Annotated in this window: 17 protein-coding genes and 1 pseudogene; 6 read left to right on the plus strand and 12 right to left on the minus strand. The window is 65.5% G+C overall.

All coding sequences use genetic code 11. The annotated features are described in order from the left end of the window. Positions 1 to 16 precede the first annotated feature (16 nt). The 4 genes from CCN51_RS16075 to CCN51_RS16090 all read right to left on the minus strand — a co-directional run bounded on the left by CCN51_RS16075 (position 17) and on the right by CCN51_RS16090 (position 3,066). Positions 17 to 1,129, minus strand: a complete 1,113-nt coding sequence (locus CCN51_RS16075) for an integrase core domain-containing protein (protein WP_086859683.1) — start codon at positions 1,127 to 1,129, stop codon at positions 17 to 19. 203 nt (positions 1,130 to 1,332) lie between these two features. Continuing rightward, complete coding sequence (locus tag CCN51_RS16080; protein WP_158104677.1) at positions 1,333 to 2,328, minus strand: tetratricopeptide repeat protein; 996 nt, start codon at positions 2,326 to 2,328, stop codon at positions 1,333 to 1,335. A gap of 70 nt (positions 2,329 to 2,398) precedes the next feature. Continuing rightward, the gene (locus CCN51_RS16085; protein ID WP_014181285.1) at positions 2,399 to 2,791 is read right to left on the minus strand and encodes a hypothetical protein; all 393 of its coding nucleotides are present in this window, start codon (positions 2,789 to 2,791) and stop codon (positions 2,399 to 2,401) included. Then, on the minus strand, positions 2,788 to 3,066 hold the full coding sequence (locus tag CCN51_RS16090; RefSeq protein WP_014181284.1) for a DUF1778 domain-containing protein: 279 nt from the start codon (positions 3,064 to 3,066) through the stop codon (positions 2,788 to 2,790). Before CCN51_RS16090 ends, CCN51_RS16085 begins: the two co-directional genes overlap by 4 nt. A gap of 76 nt (positions 3,067 to 3,142) precedes the next feature. Between CCN51_RS16090 and CCN51_RS57390 the strand changes: the two are divergent. Both CCN51_RS57390 and CCN51_RS54330 read left to right on the plus strand, forming a co-directional pair. Beyond that, a pseudogene (locus CCN51_RS57390) lies at positions 3,143 to 3,442 on the plus strand (IS5/IS1182 family transposase); the annotation flags it as partial. A 144-nt stretch (positions 3,443 to 3,586) separates the two neighbouring features. Beyond that, on the plus strand, positions 3,587 to 4,075 hold the full coding sequence (locus CCN51_RS54330; RefSeq protein ID WP_143675815.1) for a hypothetical protein: 489 nt from the start codon (positions 3,587 to 3,589) through the stop codon (positions 4,073 to 4,075). 435 nt (positions 4,076 to 4,510) lie between these two features. Here the strand turns inward: CCN51_RS54330 and CCN51_RS16105 are convergent, their stop codons facing one another. The 5 genes from CCN51_RS16105 to CCN51_RS16125 all read right to left on the minus strand — a co-directional run bounded on the left by CCN51_RS16105 (position 4,511) and on the right by CCN51_RS16125 (position 7,964). Beyond that, the gene (locus CCN51_RS16105; RefSeq protein ID WP_078610745.1) at positions 4,511 to 4,891 is read right to left on the minus strand and encodes a hypothetical protein; all 381 of its coding nucleotides are present in this window, start codon (positions 4,889 to 4,891) and stop codon (positions 4,511 to 4,513) included. 116 nt (positions 4,892 to 5,007) lie between these two features. Continuing rightward, positions 5,008 to 5,445 (minus strand): DUF4259 domain-containing protein, encoded by a 438-nt coding sequence (locus CCN51_RS16110; RefSeq protein ID WP_014181281.1) that lies wholly within the window; start codon positions 5,443 to 5,445, stop codon positions 5,008 to 5,010. A 56-nt stretch (positions 5,446 to 5,501) separates the two neighbouring features. Then, a complete protein-coding gene (locus CCN51_RS16115; protein ID WP_055414052.1) occupies positions 5,502 to 5,813 on the minus strand; it encodes a transposase in 312 nt (103 codons plus the stop codon). Between the two features lie 54 nt (positions 5,814 to 5,867). Continuing rightward, complete coding sequence (locus CCN51_RS16120) at positions 5,868 to 6,698, minus strand: transposase (protein WP_078610743.1); 831 nt, start codon at positions 6,696 to 6,698, stop codon at positions 5,868 to 5,870. Between the two features lie 90 nt (positions 6,699 to 6,788). After that, complete coding sequence (locus CCN51_RS16125) at positions 6,789 to 7,964, minus strand: integrase core domain-containing protein (RefSeq protein WP_245881633.1); 1,176 nt, start codon at positions 7,962 to 7,964, stop codon at positions 6,789 to 6,791. Positions 7,965 to 8,253: 289 nt separating this feature from the next. Here CCN51_RS16125 and CCN51_RS16130 point away from each other — a divergent pair, with 289 nt between their 5' ends. After that, positions 8,254 to 8,991 (plus strand): integrase core domain-containing protein, encoded by a 738-nt coding sequence (locus CCN51_RS16130; RefSeq protein WP_014181279.1) that lies wholly within the window; start codon positions 8,254 to 8,256, stop codon positions 8,989 to 8,991. Between the two features lie 455 nt (positions 8,992 to 9,446). Here CCN51_RS16130 and CCN51_RS16135 read toward each other — a convergent pair whose 3' ends face one another. Beyond that, positions 9,447 to 10,055, minus strand: a complete 609-nt coding sequence (locus tag CCN51_RS16135) for a hypothetical protein (protein ID WP_014181278.1) — start codon at positions 10,053 to 10,055, stop codon at positions 9,447 to 9,449. Between the two features lie 964 nt (positions 10,056 to 11,019). On the opposite strand from CCN51_RS16135, the gene CCN51_RS16145 reads away from it, so the two are divergent. The 3 genes from CCN51_RS16145 (at position 11,020) to CCN51_RS57395 (ending at position 13,558) form a co-directional block, all read left to right on the plus strand. Next, positions 11,020 to 12,234: an IS701 family transposase gene (locus CCN51_RS16145; protein ID WP_086859678.1), complete on the plus strand. Its 1,215-nt coding sequence runs from the start codon at positions 11,020 to 11,022 to the stop codon at positions 12,232 to 12,234. A 234-nt stretch (positions 12,235 to 12,468) separates the two neighbouring features. Next, positions 12,469 to 13,395 carry an integrase gene (locus CCN51_RS16150; RefSeq protein WP_238545514.1) on the plus strand — a complete coding sequence of 309 codons (927 nt, stop codon included), beginning with the start codon at positions 12,469 to 12,471 and terminating at the stop codon, positions 13,393 to 13,395. Then, positions 13,295 to 13,558: a transposase gene (locus CCN51_RS57395; protein WP_238545513.1), complete on the plus strand. Its 264-nt coding sequence runs from the start codon at positions 13,295 to 13,297 to the stop codon at positions 13,556 to 13,558. Before CCN51_RS16150 ends, CCN51_RS57395 begins: the two co-directional genes overlap by 101 nt. A 115-nt stretch (positions 13,559 to 13,673) precedes the next feature. On the opposite strand, the gene CCN51_RS16155 is transcribed toward CCN51_RS57395, so the two are convergent. Both CCN51_RS16155 and CCN51_RS16160 read right to left on the minus strand, forming a co-directional pair. Further along, positions 13,674 to 14,132, minus strand: a complete 459-nt coding sequence (locus CCN51_RS16155) for a DUF4279 domain-containing protein (RefSeq protein ID WP_014174217.1) — start codon at positions 14,130 to 14,132, stop codon at positions 13,674 to 13,676. 57 nt (positions 14,133 to 14,189) lie between these two features. After that, positions 14,190 to 15,386 (minus strand): IS110 family RNA-guided transposase, encoded by a 1,197-nt coding sequence (locus CCN51_RS16160; RefSeq protein ID WP_014174216.1) that lies wholly within the window; start codon positions 15,384 to 15,386, stop codon positions 14,190 to 14,192. Between the last annotated feature and the right edge of the window lie 1,050 nt (positions 15,387 to 16,436).

The raw sequence follows: 16,436 nt of genomic DNA on the forward strand, positions 1-16,436 counted from the left end.
GGTGTCATTATTCCGATCAGGCTGCTGAGCTGGGTGTTTCTTGTGGATGGAGAGGTCGTTGGGGTGGCGTGGTGTGGTACTCGTTGAGCAGGCCGCCGAGTAGCTGTCGCCGTCTGACCGTGGCAGCGGGCAGGGGGATGACGCTCGGGTGGTCGTCCGGGGCGCGTAGGTCGAGGCTGCGGTGGGCCCGTCCGGTGTTGTAGTGCTCGGCGTACGTGGTGAGGACGGCACGGAGGTGTCGTTCGCCGGTGATGAGGATTCGGTCGGTGCATTCGGTGCGGGCTGTGCGTATCCATCGTTCGGCGAATGCGTTTGACCGCGGGCTTTGCGGCGGCGTTGGGATGACAGCTGTGCAGTTGCCGGCGAAGACGGCGTCGAATGCGGCGGTGAACTTGCTGTCCCGATCGCGGATGAGGAACCGGAAGCACCCAGCTCTGTCTTCGAGGTCCATGAGCAGGTTACGGGCGAGCTGAGTGACCCATGCGCCCGTAGGGTGGGCGGTGACGCCCAGGACGTGAACGCGCCGAGTCTTGATCTCCATGACGAAGAAAACGTAGAGACGCTTGAGGAAGACGGTCTCCACGTGCATGAAGTCGCAGGCGAGCAGCGTGTGGGCCTGGGAACGGAGGAAAGTACGCCAGGTCTGCTGGGAGGCGCGCTGGGGTGCGGGTGGTAGACCGGAGCGGCGCAGGACGCGCCGGATCGTGGCGGCGGCGACCCGGTGACCAAGCCGTCGGAGTTCGCCTTGGATTCTGACGTATCCCCAGGTCGGGTTCTCTCGCGCCAGGCGCTGGATAAGCGCAACTGTGCCTTCCGGCAATGCTGGACGACCGGATCTGACCGCCGTCTGGCGCCACTTCCAGCGCACCAGACGACGGTGCCAGGTCAGCAGTGTGCCCGGAGTGACCAGCCGGTGGCGCCGTAAGGCGGGTGGCAGGTGCCGTGCGAGAGCGGAGAGCACGGCACGATCAGCCCATGAGAGCCGCGGACGCTCGATCTGCCGGCGAAGGACGGCGACCTCATGCCGAAGCACGAGGATCTCGGCATTGCTCGCGGCGGTCGATCGGCCCAGCAAAAGGAAGCAGCCCAGCAGCTGACAGAAGACCAGGTACAGCAGTCGCAGACCCACGATCACTGATCATGCCCATACTTGAGCGATCGCAAAGCCCCAGGTCAACCACCGTACGGCAATAATGACACCCTTCAGGCCCGAAGCTCGCGGGGACGAACGGTAACTCCAGTCTGTCAGTGCTCTGCGTGAATGGAGGTGACCCGCCGGCCGGGGGCAAGGCCGGCGTGGTCCGGCCGCGTGTCGGAACTTCGCGATCTTGTTCAAGAATCGGTCGGTAGACCGACATGCTTATCTGGTGCCCGTCCCCGTGAGTGAGCGAGGTTGTTCCGCGAGGTCAGGGTAGTGGGGTGGTCCTCACCCAGGATGCGGATGCTGTCGGTCAGGGTCTGCTCGTACAGGGGAATCGCCCGACCAAGATCACCCGCCGATTCATAAGCACCCGCGAGGTTGTTCCGCGAGGTCAGGGTAGCGGGGTGGCCCTCACCCAGGATGCGGATGCTGTCGGTCAGGGTCTGCTCGTACAGGGGAATCGCCCGACCAAGATCACCCGCCGATTCATAAGCACCCGCGAGGTTGTTCCGCGAGGTCAGGGTAGCGGGGTGGCCCTCACCCAGAACCCGAACCCTGTCGGTCAGGGTCTGCTCGTACAGGGGAATCGCCCGACCAAGATCACCCGCCGATTCATAAGCACCCGCGAGGTTGTTCCGTGCGAGCAGGGTGTCGGGGTGGTCCTCGCCCAGGATGCGGATGCTGTCGGTCAGGGTCTGCTCGTACAGGGGAATCGCCCGACCAAGATCACCCGCCGATTCATAAGCACCCGCGAGGTTGTTCCGTGCGAACAGGGCCATGGGGTGGTCCTCGCCCAGGATGCGGATGCTGTCGGTCAGGGTCTGCTCGTACAGGGGAATCGCCCGACCAAGATCACCCGCCGCTAGGTAGAGGCCTGCGAGGTTGGACAGTGAAGCGACGAGATCGGATTCGTGGGCGTAAGGTACATCTGCTGCGAGTTGCCGATAAATTCTCAGCGACTCATCGCTGACGCTCCGTGCTTGGTTCCACCGCCCTGCCTCTGAGAGCCGGTTGCCCAAGTTGTTTAGGGCAGATGCGAGGTCGGGCATGTAGGCGGTCGGGTTCTCCGCTGCGAGACGCCGGCGGATCTCGACTGCCTCCGCAGCAGTCTCCAAGGCCTCCTGTCGACGGCCGACCTCCGACAACATCGTGCCCAAGTTGTTCAGCGACATCGCGAGGTCGGGCATGTAGGCGGTCGGGTTCTCCGCTGCGAGACGCCGGCGGATCTCGTTTCCCGGGCCGGGTGCCTGCCCGGTTTCAGGTGGTGGTCCAGTCGCGAAGCTGGCGGGCGATCCGGGCGATGCCCAGGGAGCCTGCCGATGCATCGTGGACGAGTGCGACCGCGTCCTTCGGGGGGTAGCTGAGTGGGTGTCCGCTCAGGGCGAGGAAGGCTTCAGCGCTGTGCCAGGCGAAGGCCTCGTTCGAGTGCTCCAGGCACGGGAGTTTGACCAGGGTCTGAAGCAGCGCGGCGGCCTTGAGGTGTGGAGAGCTGTAGATGTCACGGTCCATGGCCCGGGCATACATGCGTTCGACGGCGGCGTAGAGCGGTCCGAGGTCGTCGACCTGTGGGTCGCCGGGGAGCCGCTCGGCGGCATGCAGCAGGAACGGGACGTCGATGCGGGGTGGCTGGTGAGGGTCGGGCTGGCTCACGCGGCGTGGCCCTGCCCGTGGTGCCCAAGACTGCGGCGGGCTTCTTGCTCCGCGGCGCGCTGTTCTGGCCTGGGATCGATACCACTGGGCTCGGCGGCGAAGGCCTCGTGGCTGCGGGTCATGGAAGCGTCGAAGTGTTCCAGGAACGTCGCCTCGACCGCCGTGGCGCGCTCGAAGGCTGCCGACAGGATGTAGTCCTGCATGCTGACCCCGGCGTTCTTGGCCGCGGCGGCGATCGCAGCACGCTGCCGTGGGTCAGGGAAGCGCAGGCTCATGGCTTTGGGCTCTTTGGACTCACTCATGATACCTACGGTATCAGCGATACCAGATGACCGCTGCTTCGGCTCGACTCGGCCGGTTGGAGCATCATCCACGACGCGCCCGTGCCGCGAATACCTGCGGCGGCGTCTGGGCATCCGGCACACCGTCCCGGAGAAGACCGACAGTCAGGCCGCCCGCCTGCGCAAAGGCTCACGCGGAGGACGGCCACCCAGTTTCGACGAAGAGCGTTACAAGAAGCGCAATACCGTAGAACCGGCGATCAACCGGCTCAAGCAGTCCCGAGCGGTGGCCACGCGGTACGACAAGCGCGGTTACGTCTTCCTCGGCACCGTCACCGCAGCGTCGCTTGCAGTATGGCTCCGGTCCTGACAAATGCGAGGCAGGTCAGCACCCGCTCGGGCCGGTCTGTGGGTGCCGTCCTATGGTTCCGGGATGAGTAACTCTGCTGCGGCTGCTGTCCTCACAACTGCCGACCTGTCTGAAGCGATACGTGCGGTGCGTACCTTGCTGGGCATGGCAGACGCCGGTCAGGCAGAGGTTGACTTCGAAGCCGTGATCAGGTCGCCGGACGTGCTGGCGCAAGTGCGTCACGTACTGCCCGACCTCGAATGGTGGGCGTCGGCTGGCAAAGAGCACGGTTCGTCGGAGGCTGGCGACAACCCTGCAGACTGTCTGCCGATCCGAGTGTTCGACTGGTGTCGTCCGCTGGACCGCGCTGAGCCCTTCATCGCTGCTCTGGGGCCAGATCCCGCGGCTGTTCGGTGGGATCTGGACGGATGGCCTGCGGTTCCCGAAGCGGGACTGGAGGCGATCTCGCAGAAGTACGCGTACCTCACGCTGACAGTGAATTCCCGGGACCTCTACCAGGACGAGCCGTCGCAGGACCACACCGTCCACGTGCACGTCCGGAACCGGAACGGCGACCAGGTCGCCCGCGTCCATTGGCTCGCCGATCAAGTGGGTGGCCGATTCACAGGCAGGGTGGAGTTGGCGCCTCTGTAACCCCTCAGCAAACAGGCAAGACCGCCGTCTCCATCTGCCTCTGTCACATGATCGACCGGACAAGTCCTAGCCGCATAGGGGTTGAGTGGCCCGTCCACATCGAGGAACAGCAGTGGCCGGTTCACGATCTCCCCCTCGCTCAACATCGGCTGCGCCGTGGCAACGTAGCTGCACCTATCGTCTCAGCGTCGGTTCGATCTGATGTGATGATCCCAGCATGGTGGGTGTGATCACGGCATCGGGGCCATCGTGGATAGCCCCGTACTCCGGACTTCAGTGCCGGGGTCTGACATGCCCTGTGTTCAGGCGAAGGTGAGCGACCGGGTGGCGTCGTCCTCTCCGCGCAGGCGGAGGTGAGCCGCAGCCGAGAGCGAGGAGAACGCGTACGTGGCCGTGTTCTCCTCAGTTCATGGGAAGGCTTGCAGGCTGCCACGTTCAGGAGAAGACCATGGGAGCCCCTTCGCGCACACAGACCTCGAGGACCGCTACCAGACCCGAGGCATCCTCGAGGAGATCGTCTGCAGAACGTCCCAGGTCTCCAGCGGCCCAATCCGCCACGATCTTGCTAAGCCGGGGAAGTACTTGCTCACATTCAGCCACCGAGAGCTGACCTCGATCATCCGGATGATCGAGCAACGGCCCAAGCGGGCTCGTGACCGTGCTCCAAGGTCGGTCGCCCCCAAAGCCCTGCATGGCCTGGAGATCGATGCCGTCAGCCGCGGCAAGTGCATTGCGGAATGCATCGAAACCAGAGTACGACCAACTTGACTCAACATCGTCCACGTCGCTGCTGCCCGGGTAGAGGGTCAATCCCACTGCGGACACTCCTTGTTCGCCACATACTCAGGGTCGGGTCGCCGGGTGCGCGGCGGTCCGTGGCTTTATCGACGACTCACGGGTCTGGCACAAGTTCCGTGACCAGTAACGCAGCGTTATGAGTCGATGTCGAAGAGCGGGACGTCAGCGGAGGCCGGTGGCGGGGCAAGTACTGTGCGAATGCGGTTGAGCGTTGTGAGCCATCGGCTTGCGTCAGCCGGGTCGAGCCAGTTTGCGGCCAGTCCAGAGTCGTCGTCGAGGATGCGGGTGAGGGCTTCGGCCGCGAGCATCCGAAGATCGGCCGGGAAGGCCGGCATGGCTTTCTCCGGGCCGTAGGCTGTGTCGATCGGTTCGCCGCCTGGGCACTGCACCGCGATCAGCGCGGCCGCGGCGACCGCCTCTTCCGCTTCCGCGAGGTAGCCGGTGGCGTTGACTGTACGAGCGAGGACGCCGCGGATCAGGACCTCGCGTTCCTCGGGGTTCGCGTTGTCCAGCGCAATGGCGAAGTCCGCAGCCGTGTCATTGTCGAAGGGGCCGGTGTCCCAGGTACCCACGATGTTCTCCTTGACTGGTTGTGCGGTGATCCTTGCACCGGCCACTGACAGCAAGGTCACGTGGCCAGTAGGACTCGTTTACGCAGGAGACCGAAGCCGGCGCGGCCGAACATCTGCCGTTTGAGCATCTTGATCCTGTTGACGGCTCCTTCGACCGGGCCGGAGTTCCAGTCGGTGGTCAGTCCGGCGGTCACTGCGTCGAAGTCGCTGTGCAGGCCGACGGCAAAGCTGCTGATGCTGGGCAGATTGGCGTCCGTGGCGTCGTTGACCCAGTCGGGCAGGCGGGTGCCGCGGAGTGTCGTGAGCATTTCTGCGAACGAGCTGACCAGGCACGCGGTGGTCTCCAGCTCGGGGCAGTGGTCGAGCACGGCTTTTCGGTGCAGTTTCTCCTCTTCGGTGAGGGCGGCCGGGTGCCGGGTGAGCTAACCGGTTACCTGTCGCACCGACGGCGGTGGTGGAGGAGGCGTGATGCCTTCCCGCTGCGGCAGGTCGCGCCGGGCCCAGTCGCGGACGGTGGAGTAGTGGCCGTGGAAGCCGCGGGCGGTGATCTCACGGTGGAGATCAAGGACCGTGATTCTTCCATCGGTCTCGGCCCAGCGTTGCGTCAAGTAGGGCTTGAACGGGTCGAGTTTGCTGGGTAGTTGGCGCTTGCGGCCCTTGACCATGTCTTGCCAGCGGGAGGCTCGTGCGTACCGCTGGACGGTGTGACGTCCCCAGTCCAGGTGGCGGGCCATGTGGCGCAGACCCATGCCCTGGGCGAGGAGGTCGTGGACGAGGGCGTGGTGGGTGCGGGCCCGCTCGGCGAACTTGCCGGTCGGGTCATCTGCTTCGTCGCCTTGGCCTAGGGCCGCCTCGACAGGCGTCTCCCACTCGGGCTCGGATTCCGGGCTGGCCGGCGGCAGGCCCCGCAGGCAGGAGCGGTGGGCGGCGACGGTCTTCTCGACCGCGACGGCCAGGTTCTGCCAGAGATGGAACCGGTCGGCGACCTGGAGAGCCTGGGGTGCGGCGGTGGCGGCTGCGTCGGCGTAGGCGCCGGCGCGGTCACGGCAGATGACCTTGATGCCGGGGTGGGCCCGCAGCCACGGGGCGAGGGTGGCCGCGTCACGTTCGGGCAGCAGGTCGAGGACCTGGTGGGTCTCGGCATCGATCACGACGGTTCCGTAGACGTGGCCCTTGCTTATCTTGAGTTGATCGTTCGCTCGAGGCTGTGACCTGCGTGGTCTCGTCGAGGACGTCGTCCTCGACGAGACCACGGGGTGACGCGAGAGCCTGGTCAGCAGGGGCCGATCGTTACCGAAGAGCGACGTGGCCTCGGGGGTGTGGGTGCCGGAAACGCTGTCAACCTATGCGACCTGCTTGTATTCGCGGATGAGGCCACCAAGCCGATCACGCCGGGAGACCGATGTGGAGGCGCTGGCTGGCCGCGGTTCAGGTGTGATCAGCGGGTCTGGTGGCCGTTGGCCGAGGGATCGGTGTGGCCGGTGTCTGTTGTAGTGCTCTGCGTACTCATTGACGACGAGGCGGAGGTGGTTCTGGCCGGTGATCAGGATGCGGTCGGTGGCCTCGCGGCGACATGATCCGATCCAGCGTTCTGCGATTGAGTTCATCCGGGGCGCCTGGGGCAGTGTCGGGATGACCTGCACGCCGACCGCTTGGAAGACGGCGTCGAAGCTGTCGGTGAAGTACGCGCCGCGGTCCCGGATGAGGAACCTGATCGACCCCGCGCGGTCGCCGAGGTCCATGAGGTAGTTGCGTGCCTGCTGAGTGATCCACGGGCCGGTCGGGTGCCGGGTGATGCCGGCGATGTGTACCCGCCGGGTGCCGTGGTCGATGAAGAACAGCACGAACCAGCGCCGCAAGAAGGCGGTGTCGATGTGGAAGAGGTCGGTGGCCACGATCGCGGAGGCCTGGGCCTTGAGGAAGGTAGCCCAGGAGCGGTCCGTGCGCTGCGGCGACGGGTCAATCCCGGCCTCCTTCAGGATCGACCAGACGGTCGAGGCGGCGACTTTGCGTCCCAGACCGAGGAGTTCTCCTTGGATGCGGCGGTATCCCCATCCGGGGTTCTCCCGCGCCAAACGCACGACCAACTGCCGCAGCGCCTCTGGTTTCGGTGGTCGACCAGGACGACGGGAGGGGTAGGTCCATTTCCAAGCGATGAGCCGTGCGTGCCAGCGCAGAACCGATCGCGGAGTGACCAGCAAGGCCACCTGGGTACGCCGTTCCTTGCTCACGATCCGGAGCAGAGCTGCCATGACGGCCCTGTCGCTCCAGGAGAACCGAGGCCGAGGCCGGTTGCGCTGCGCGATGGCGAGCTGATGCCGGAGCATCAAGATCTCGACATCTTTCGCCGCACTCGAGCGGGCCAGGAGGACAAGCCACTGGAACCTCTGACAGGCGAGCAGGTAGATCAGCCGTATCACCACGCCCCGCATGTTGCCCCAGAACAGCCTGCAGCCACCCGAGCTCTGGCAAACTCGAACCGGCAGGTCAACCCGAGTGACATACTTTCCGGCACCCACAGGCGTCCTTGCCTCCCTGTTTGCGTAACAGCACCGCCGGAACGGAGAGCAGCCTCCGCGTCACCTGATACACCAGCGAGACAATCACCCGGGCATGATCCCAGCCTGCCCACGAGGTCCACCAGATCCGCAATGAGCTGCAGCGACGCATTTATGAACGGCACAGGCCCTGCTGGTCACCCCGCGATCGATCCTGCGCTGGCACGCACGACTCATCGCCTGGAAGTGGACCTACCCGGCCCGTCGACCAGGTCGGCCACCGAAACCAGAGGCGCTGCGGCAACTGGTCGTGCGGCTGGCGCGGGAGAACCCGGGATGGGGATACCGCCGCATCCATGGTGAGCTCGTCGGGCTGGGACGCAATATCGCCGCCTCCACTGTCTGGTCGATCCTCAAGGAGGCCGGGATCAACCCGTCACCGCAGCGCACGGACCGCTCCTGGTCTGTCTTCCTCAAAGCGCAGGCCACTGCGATCGTGGCAACAGACCTGTTCCACATCGACACGGTCTTCTTACGGCGCTGGTTCGTTCTCTTCTTCATCGAGCACGACACCCGCCGCGTACACATCGCCGGCATCACCCGACACCCCACAGGCCCATGGGTTACCCAGCAAGCACGAAACTACCTCATGGACCTGGGAGACCATGCCCAGTCGATCAGGTTCCTCATCCGGGACCGCGGCACATACTTCACCGACAGCTTCGACGCTATCTTCCAGGCGATCGGCACACGGGTCCTTCCAACACTGCCCCAAGTACCCCGGATGAACGCGATCGCAGAACGCTGGATCGGATCATGCCGCCGCGAAGCCACCGACCGCATCCTGATCAGCGGACAACGCCACCTCCCCCTCGTCGTCAACGAATACGCACAGCACTACAACCAACACCGCCCACGCCGATCCCTCGGACAACGACCACCAGCCCCGCAGATCGCCCCTGAACCGCGGTCAGCCAGCGACAGCACAACAGTCTCCCGGCAAGATCGGCTCGGTGGCCTCATCCACGAATACACGCAGGTCGCATAGGGTGACACCGTTTCCGGCCCCCACAGGCTGATAGCAGATGATCCGGCTGCGAGGAGTGCGGCACGCGCTGGCCGTCGTCCTCGACCTGACCGCGTGCGCGGTGGCGGACCGACAGCGCACCCCGCGCTATGGCGGCCTGGCGCAACCTCGAAGAACATCGCCTCCGGCCGTCGCCGCAATGCGCGTGACGCCCGCCGCCCCCTCACACTCCTCGGCCTCGCCTGAGCACGAAGTGGACGTCACTCGACTACGCCGAAGCCCTGAGGGCTGTCGCAGAATAACTTCAGGCTGTGATCTTGGTCAGGCGGGCTGTCTCGCGAGGTCATCGACTGGAACGGCGCTTCGGCGTTCGTGAGTTATTTTCCGACGGCTCCCTGGGCCGCTCAGGGGTCGACCGGGTCCGGCGCATGCGTTCTCGGCGTTCTCTCAGGCCGAGACCGAGAGGTAACGCCGCCTCAGATGGTCGGGGTGTCGTCAACAATCGGCCTGTGAATCTCAACGACCGGCTTCCACCCCGCGGAGAACTCGATGAAGTCCGCACGGGTGGGGTAGGTGTCGAGCGCGCGACGGTCACGCTTGGGGCTGTCGCTCCCCTTGCGCCCCCGGGGAATCTGCTCCTCGAAGATGTCGACCTTCACGTCGGGAACCTCCTTGAGGCCCTGGCGCCAGATCTGCACGACGTCGGCGCCGAAGGCCTGCCGGGCCGCAGCGTAAAGGGCCGTGAGGGCCCCCTTGTCCCCACCAGGGACGAAAAGTGCCAGGTCCAGCACGACACCGGCGGACTGGAGGACCTCGATGGTCACCGAGCCGTTCTCGTCAGCCAAGTAGATTCCGGCTTCATTCTCGTCGTCAGGAAGGCAGGAGACCTCTTCCTGGAATACGGTTCTCGCCGTGATCGAGCCGCCCTCGAAATCCTCACCGGACTTGGTCAGAAAAGCAGGGACATAGCAGTCGGGAAGCTTGAGTTCTGCCGTGTCGGCAGAAATGAAGAGCCTGTCCTTCACGCCGAGCTTCGTCACCTCTTCCAGCGAGAGGCGGCGAGCGGCGATCTTCTCCGTGTTCACAATTTCCCTTTCAGGTTGCACTGTCCCTCCGAACAAGGACGCTACCACGAAACCCTGAGGTCAACTGCCCAGTAATCTTTGGGTAAATGGCCTCCGATGACCTGCACGGGAGGATACCGAAGCGAGTGCCACTCGGCCGGGAACACGCATCCGCCAGGCATTGCCCCTCGTCATGCTGTTGGGGATCAACTGGCGGTTGCATTGAGGTGCGTTGGGTAGCACGGAGGAACTAAAAGAGAGTTTACGGCAGATATTACCCATATCACCTTCGGGGAGGTGGCGGCGCGGTAAGGCGATCCATTCGTCGTGCATCTCGAAGAGCGCAGCGGAAACCAACCGGATGGTCCGACAACGCAACAACAGAGACCCCCACCGGCAACATCTGGATGGAGCGCGAACCGGAAGTCGCGTACTGCCGCGCCCTCTCCGGTCAGGACTTCGGCGTAGTCGGCTGACGCCCGGTTGCTGACGTCTCGTCATGTTGGGCGGGGTTCGGTACACAGCAGGCACGGACGTCCGCGATCATGGAGTTCTCTACGCTCTGTGACCTTGGACTGCCCGTGCCTGCCGACGCATCATCTCTGATCTCCCCTGCCTTTGAACAGCTCAGACCGCATCCGGAAGTGTCCGGGAGCGATCTTCCGGATCTGCTGGAACGCCTCGCGCAGGTCCCGGACCCGCGGGATCCGCGGGGAGTACGCCTCTCGTGACGCTCCTGGCACTGACGGCCTGCGCGGTCCTCGCCGGAGCGCGATCCCTGCTCGCGGTGAGTGAATGGGTGGCCGACGCACCGTCGGCCCTGCTCGAACGCTCGTGTTTCGCACTTTTGGGATCACCGGGTCGGTGGACGGGTGTGCGTTGATGCGCTCGATTGGGTGGCGCGAGACCGTACTGGTCATGGAATGTGACAGGTAGACAGAAGCATCGGCGGTGTCTGTTTCACCCAGTTGAGAGTGATCCGCCGATGCTTCCAGTGGGCACGATACCGCCGTCCTTATCCGCTTTGCTGGCTGTCTGCCGTTCCTGCTTCACCACTCCGACGTTCCGCACGTTCTGTGTTCTGCTGACCGGGCTGATCGCGCAGACCCGCCGCCGCACAGTGTGCGGAATGTTGCTGGGCACGGGGCTGGAGCGGGTGTGGCACCACGCCCGGTGCCACCGACTGTTCTCCACCGCCCGCTGGTCGGCCGACGAGGTCGGCCTGGCCCTGGCAGGTTTGGTCGTGGCACGTCTTCTCCCGGACGGTGCACCGCTGCAGGTCGCGGTCGATGACACCCTGTTCAAACGGTCGGGGAAGAAGGTGTTCGGCGCTGCCTGGCAGCACGACGGCGCCGCGAGGGGGCCGCGCCCGGCCGGCTTCGGGAACTGCTGGGTCATCGTCGGCATCGTGGTGACCGTGCCGTTTTTGACCCGGCCGGTGTGCCTGCCGGTCCTGGCCCGCCTATGGCGCCCCAGACACACCGCAAAGATCGCCCTGGCCCGCGAGATGACCGAACTGCTCGCCACCCACTTCCCCGACCGCACCCTGCACACAGTCTCGGATGCCGCCTACGCCGGCGAGCACCTGCGCGGCCTCCACCCGCAGATCACCTGGACCAGCCGCCTGAAAGTCACCTCCGTACTGCACGAACTCCCACCCCCACGCACGGGCAAGAAAGGACGCCCGCGCACCCGCGGCCCACGCCTGGGGACACCCACCGACCTCTCCCAGCTGCTGGACCGGCACCGAACCAAGGTCCGCCGCTACGGACGCGTGGACACCGTCTTCCTCGCCGAGCGCACCTGCCTGTGGTACGGCTCCTTCCACACCCAACCTGTCCGGGTCGTACTGGTCTGGGACAGCAACTGCGGCCCCGGCACCAGCCGGGACCGCGGCTACGGCGCCGCCCCTGGTCACCACCGACCTCACCACACCAGCCCAACAGATCGTGGAACGCTACGCGTCCCGCTGGGAGAATCGAGACCGCCTTCTTCAACGCCCGCCAGACCCTCGGCGTCGGCGAGGCCCGCAACCGCACCCACCGCGCAGTCGAACGCACCGTCCCCTTCGGTCTCCTCGCCTGCACCGTGGTCACCACCTGGCACGCGCTGGCCGGCCACCAACCCGCCGACACCGACGAACACCGCGCCAGAGCCCGCTGGTACACCACCAAAACCCAGCCCTCCTTCGAGGACATGACAGCCAAGCTCCGCCGCACAATCATCGCCCACCGTTTTCGCGGCCCACACCCCCACCAGGCACAACCCGAAGAAATCCAGGCCGTCCTCACAGCCTGGGCCACCGCCGGAACCTGATCACTCAAGACCGCGAAACACAAGCGAACGTGTGGGTGCCGGGAATTATGTCACCCCGGCTGACCTGCTGGTTCGGATCTGCCCAGATCTCGGGAGCGGCGAGCCGTTTTGAGGCAGCGTGCTGGTCGTGGTGATACGGCTGATCTACCTGCTCGCCTGCCAGACCTTCCGATGGCTTGCCTTGCTCGCCCGTTCGGATGCCTCGAAGGACGCAGAGATCTTGATGCTCCGGCATCAGCTCGCCATAGCACGCCGTGCCCAGCCACGGCCCCGCTTCTCGTGGAGCGACAGGGCCGTCATGGCGGCACTGCTCCGGATCGTCAGCACGCAGCGGCGTACCCAGGTGGCCTTGCTGGTCTCTCCGCGGTCGGTCCTTCGCTGGCACGCACGGCACATCGCATGGAAGTGGACCCACCCATCCCGTCGCCCCGGCCGACCACCCAAACCAGAGGCCCTGCGGCAACTGGTCGTGCGTTTGGCGCGGGAGAACCCTGGATGGGGATACCGCCACGTCCACGGAGAGCTCCTCGGCCTGGGCCGCAAGGTCGCCGCCTCCACCGTCTGGTCCATTCTGAAGCAAGCAGGGATCGACCCGTCGCCGCAGCGCGTGGACCGCTCCTGGGCCGCTTTCCTCAAAGCCCAGTCCTCCGCGATCGTAGCCACCGATCTGTTCCACATCGACACGGTCTTCCTGCGGCGCTGGTTCGTGCTGTTCTTCATCAACCACGGCACCCGCCGTGTGCACATCGCCGGCATCACCCGACACCCGACCGGCCCCTGGATCACCCAGCAAGCACGGAACTACCTCATGGACCTCGGCGACCATGCCAAGTCGATCAAGTTCCTCATCCGGGATCGCGGGGCCTACTTCACCGACAGCTTCGACGCCGTCTTCCAGGCAATTCGGCGTGCACGTCCTTCCAACACTGCCCCGGGTGCCGCGGATGAACGCCATCGCGGAACGCTGGATCGGATCATGCCGACGCGAGGCGACCGACCGCATCCTGATCACGGGAGAGCGCCACCTACGCCTCGTCGTCAGTGAGTACGCGAAGCACTACAACCAACACCGGCCACACCGATCCCTCGGACAACGGCCGCCGGACCTACTCACCGAACCCGAACCACCCACCGCCACCGACAACGCTCGCATCCATCGACGCGATCGACTCGGCGGCCTCATCCACGAATACACGCAGGTCGCATAGGGGTGACACAGATTTCCGGCACCCACACGCTCCACCAGTACCAGCACGCTTCCTAATGCTGTTGTCAAGCCGTCGGAGTGCGACGCATGTGCGAGGTGAGTACGGGGTCATGTGCTCACGTGGTGTCCTCGGCTCCGGCCATGTCGTACTCGTCGATGTCGAGCTCGGCTCCGGTGGCGTTGAGGAAGTCCAGGACCTTGCGGTCCAAGTGCCAGCCGAAGAGGTTGGGGGCGTCCGCTGCGCCTGGGTGGGCTTGGTCGGTGTCGTTGAAGTAGCGCACGATTTGAAGCACTGCTCCGCCGCCGGTGCGGGCCAGATGTCTGGTGAGGTCGCAGATGCGGTCCGTGTGGGGCTGAAGTCTGTCGAGAATGCAGGTGATCTGCTCGTCGACGCGCAGACCCGGCTCCCGGCAGACAACCATCCACGAGTGGTCGACCGGAACCACCGCCGGCTCGGTGAACCGGCTTCCGCGAACAGTCACCTCGTCAGGGGTGATGCCCAGCTCGGAGGCCATGTCGTCTGCCGTGGTGTGCCGGCTGAACAGTGCGAAGTAGGCGTACTGGCGAAGTGGCATCCCGTGGAGGATAGCCGCGCGGGAAATGGGCCGACTGTGATTATGCGTGCCCAGCAGTCAGGCAGCCTCGGTGACCGGAGGTGTGACCTCATAGCACCGTCGGTCACGGATCAGGGCCCAGATGACGTTGACGCGTCGGCGGGCGAGCGCGAGCACGGCCTGGACGTGCTTCTTGCCTTCGGCGCGTTTGCGGTCGTAGAACATCCGCGAGTTCGGGTCGTAGCGGACGCTGACCAGCGCGGAGGTGTAGAAGACCCGCTGGAGTCTGCGGTGGTAGGTGACCGGCCGGTGGAGGTTGCCGCTGACCTTGCCCGAGTCGCGGGGCGCCGGGGCGACGCCGGCGAAGGCCGCCAGCGCGTCCGGGGAGTCGAACTCGTCCAGGCCGCCGCCGACAGCGGCCAGGAACTCCGCGCCGAGCACGGTGCCGATGCCCGGGACGCTCAGGACGATCTCGGCGAGCTCGTGCTCGTGAAACCCGCCCTCGATGAGCTTGTCCACCTCGGAGATCTGCTCGTTGAGGGCCATCACCTCCTCGGCCAGGGTGTGGACCAGCTTCGCGATGGTCTTCTCCCCGGGGATCGCGGTGTGCTGCCGCTCGGCCGCCTCGACGGCCGCTTCGGCCAGGGCTCGGGCGTTGCGGACCTTGCGGTTGGCCAGCCACTTCGTCAGCCGTATGACGCCGGCCCGGCGGATCGCGGCCGGGGTCTGGTGGCCCGTCAGCAGCCTGAGAGGCCCGGTGTTGGTGACGTCCAGGGCCCGCTCCAGAGCGGGGAACATGCTCAGCAGGGTGCCGCGCAGGCGGTTGACCACGCGGGTGCGGTCCTCGACCAGGTCGGCGCGGCGTCCGGTCAGCAGCCTGAGCTCGATGACCGCTTCATCGCCGGGGCGGATGGGCCGCAGGTCGCGGCGCATCCTGGCCTGGTCGGCGATGACGTAGGCGTCGCGGGCGTCGGTCTTGCCCTCACCGCGGTAACCGTCGGACGCCCGGTTCACCAGGCGGCCGGGGATGTAGAGGACCTCCTGGCCGTGGTTGACCAGCAGGGCCAGCAGCAGCGCAGGTTCCCCGCCCGTCATGTCGATGGCCCAGGTGACCTGACGACCGTCGGCCAGGTCGAGGACGTCCCCGATGAGTTTCAGCAGCTCGGGTTCGTCGTTGGCGACCCGTCGCGACAGCAGGGTCTTTCCGTCTGTGTCCAGTGCGAGGCCGTGATGGTGGCCCTTGCCACTGTCGATCCCCGCCCATATCCGGCTCATCGTGCTCCTGACGTGCTGGTTCGTGCTGTTCGTGCCACGGACGACCTCGCCGGCATTGCTCTACACAGCGACTTGTTCGCACTTCCTAATCGGCGGCCGAGTCGTCGTGGGGCGCCGGGCGGCAAAGCTTGCTCAGCCATGGATCGGCAGCCGCCTGATAGCCACACCCAGCGCCCCTGGGCGACCCAACCCTACGAATGGCTCGGTCAACCCGATCAAGAAGGTAGAGCCGCCTGAGCTGCGCGGATGATTTATCGGCACCCGCACAGTCCAGCAGCACTTGGCACACTATTTAGCACGCAAGGGCACCTGCCGACTGTCTCGCTACGGCGCCGCAGAGCCCGATAGGGCTCTCACGCCCTGGGAGTGCCCCGTCTGCCGGCGGACGCCAAGGGGCATTACCTCGTCTTGACGCGGCAGGTACCTTGCAGCCGGGACATCCGAGCACCATCTACCTGCGGAAACACGACGACCGAGGCCCTCAGCCCGCAGCTTCCCCCCTGTCGCATGGGGAGCACGAGATCGTGCTCCCACCCCGAAAGGGGGTCGAGAGCCGACAAGGGGTCCTTATGCCTCTCGATGCAGAGAGCATCCGAATCGATCGGGTGACGTCGGGGGTCTGTGGTTGACGACGGCGCACAGGGGCTCGGTACTGCGCTGTAGGTCTACCGGATCGGGTGACGGACGAATCGGACATGGTTGACACGTCTGCGAGTTGGGAGCACGAGGGCCCCCAGAGGGCTCCCACTTGCTCCCAGCCCGGACATGGTTAAGGCCGCCTCCGCTACCCGCGGAAACGGCCTCCGACCTGCGATGATGCTGGTCGGGACGACAGGATTTGAACCTGCGACCCCTTGACCCCCAGCTCAAATGCGTCTGAGCGGCGTGCTCCAGTCCATTCATCGAGGTCACGGTCAAGCGAAATCAGCCGAGTAAAGGAGTCCGCGTCTACTGACCTCCGCGCTCCTGATTGGCTGAGAGCCGAGATCCTGACCGAGCATCGCATGTATCCACTCTACGCCTGGCCTCTCTGCCCGGTACAGGGTCAGC

This window comes from Streptomyces milbemycinicus (genome assembly GCF_002154605.1).
GTDB classification, from domain to species: Bacteria; Actinomycetota; Actinomycetes; order Streptomycetales; family Streptomycetaceae; genus Streptomyces; species Streptomyces milbemycinicus.

What these genes read in the sequence shown, in the direction of transcription:
- CCN51_RS16090 (WP_014181284.1), bottom strand. Translation starts at nt 3,066, where the DNA reads ATGAGCCTGCGCTTCCCTGACCCACGGCAGCGTGCTGCGATCGCCGCC.
- CCN51_RS16155 (WP_014174217.1), bottom strand. Translation starts at nt 14,132, where the DNA reads ATGCCACTTCGCCAGTACGCCTACTTCGCACTGTTCAGCCGGCACACC.
- CCN51_RS16080 (WP_158104677.1), bottom strand. Translation starts at nt 2,328, where the DNA reads ATGCCCGACCTCGCGATGTCGCTGAACAACTTGGGCACGATGTTGTCG.
- CCN51_RS54330 (WP_143675815.1), top strand. Translation starts at nt 3,587, where the DNA reads ATGGCAGACGCCGGTCAGGCAGAGGTTGACTTCGAAGCCGTGATCAGG.
- CCN51_RS57395 (WP_238545513.1), top strand. Translation starts at nt 13,295, where the DNA reads ATGAACGCCATCGCGGAACGCTGGATCGGATCATGCCGACGCGAGGCG.
- CCN51_RS16160 (WP_014174216.1), bottom strand. Translation starts at nt 15,386, where the DNA reads ATGAGCCGGATATGGGCGGGGATCGACAGTGGCAAGGGCCACCATCAC.
- CCN51_RS16145 (WP_086859678.1), top strand. Translation starts at nt 11,020, where the DNA reads ATGCTTCCAGTGGGCACGATACCGCCGTCCTTATCCGCTTTGCTGGCT.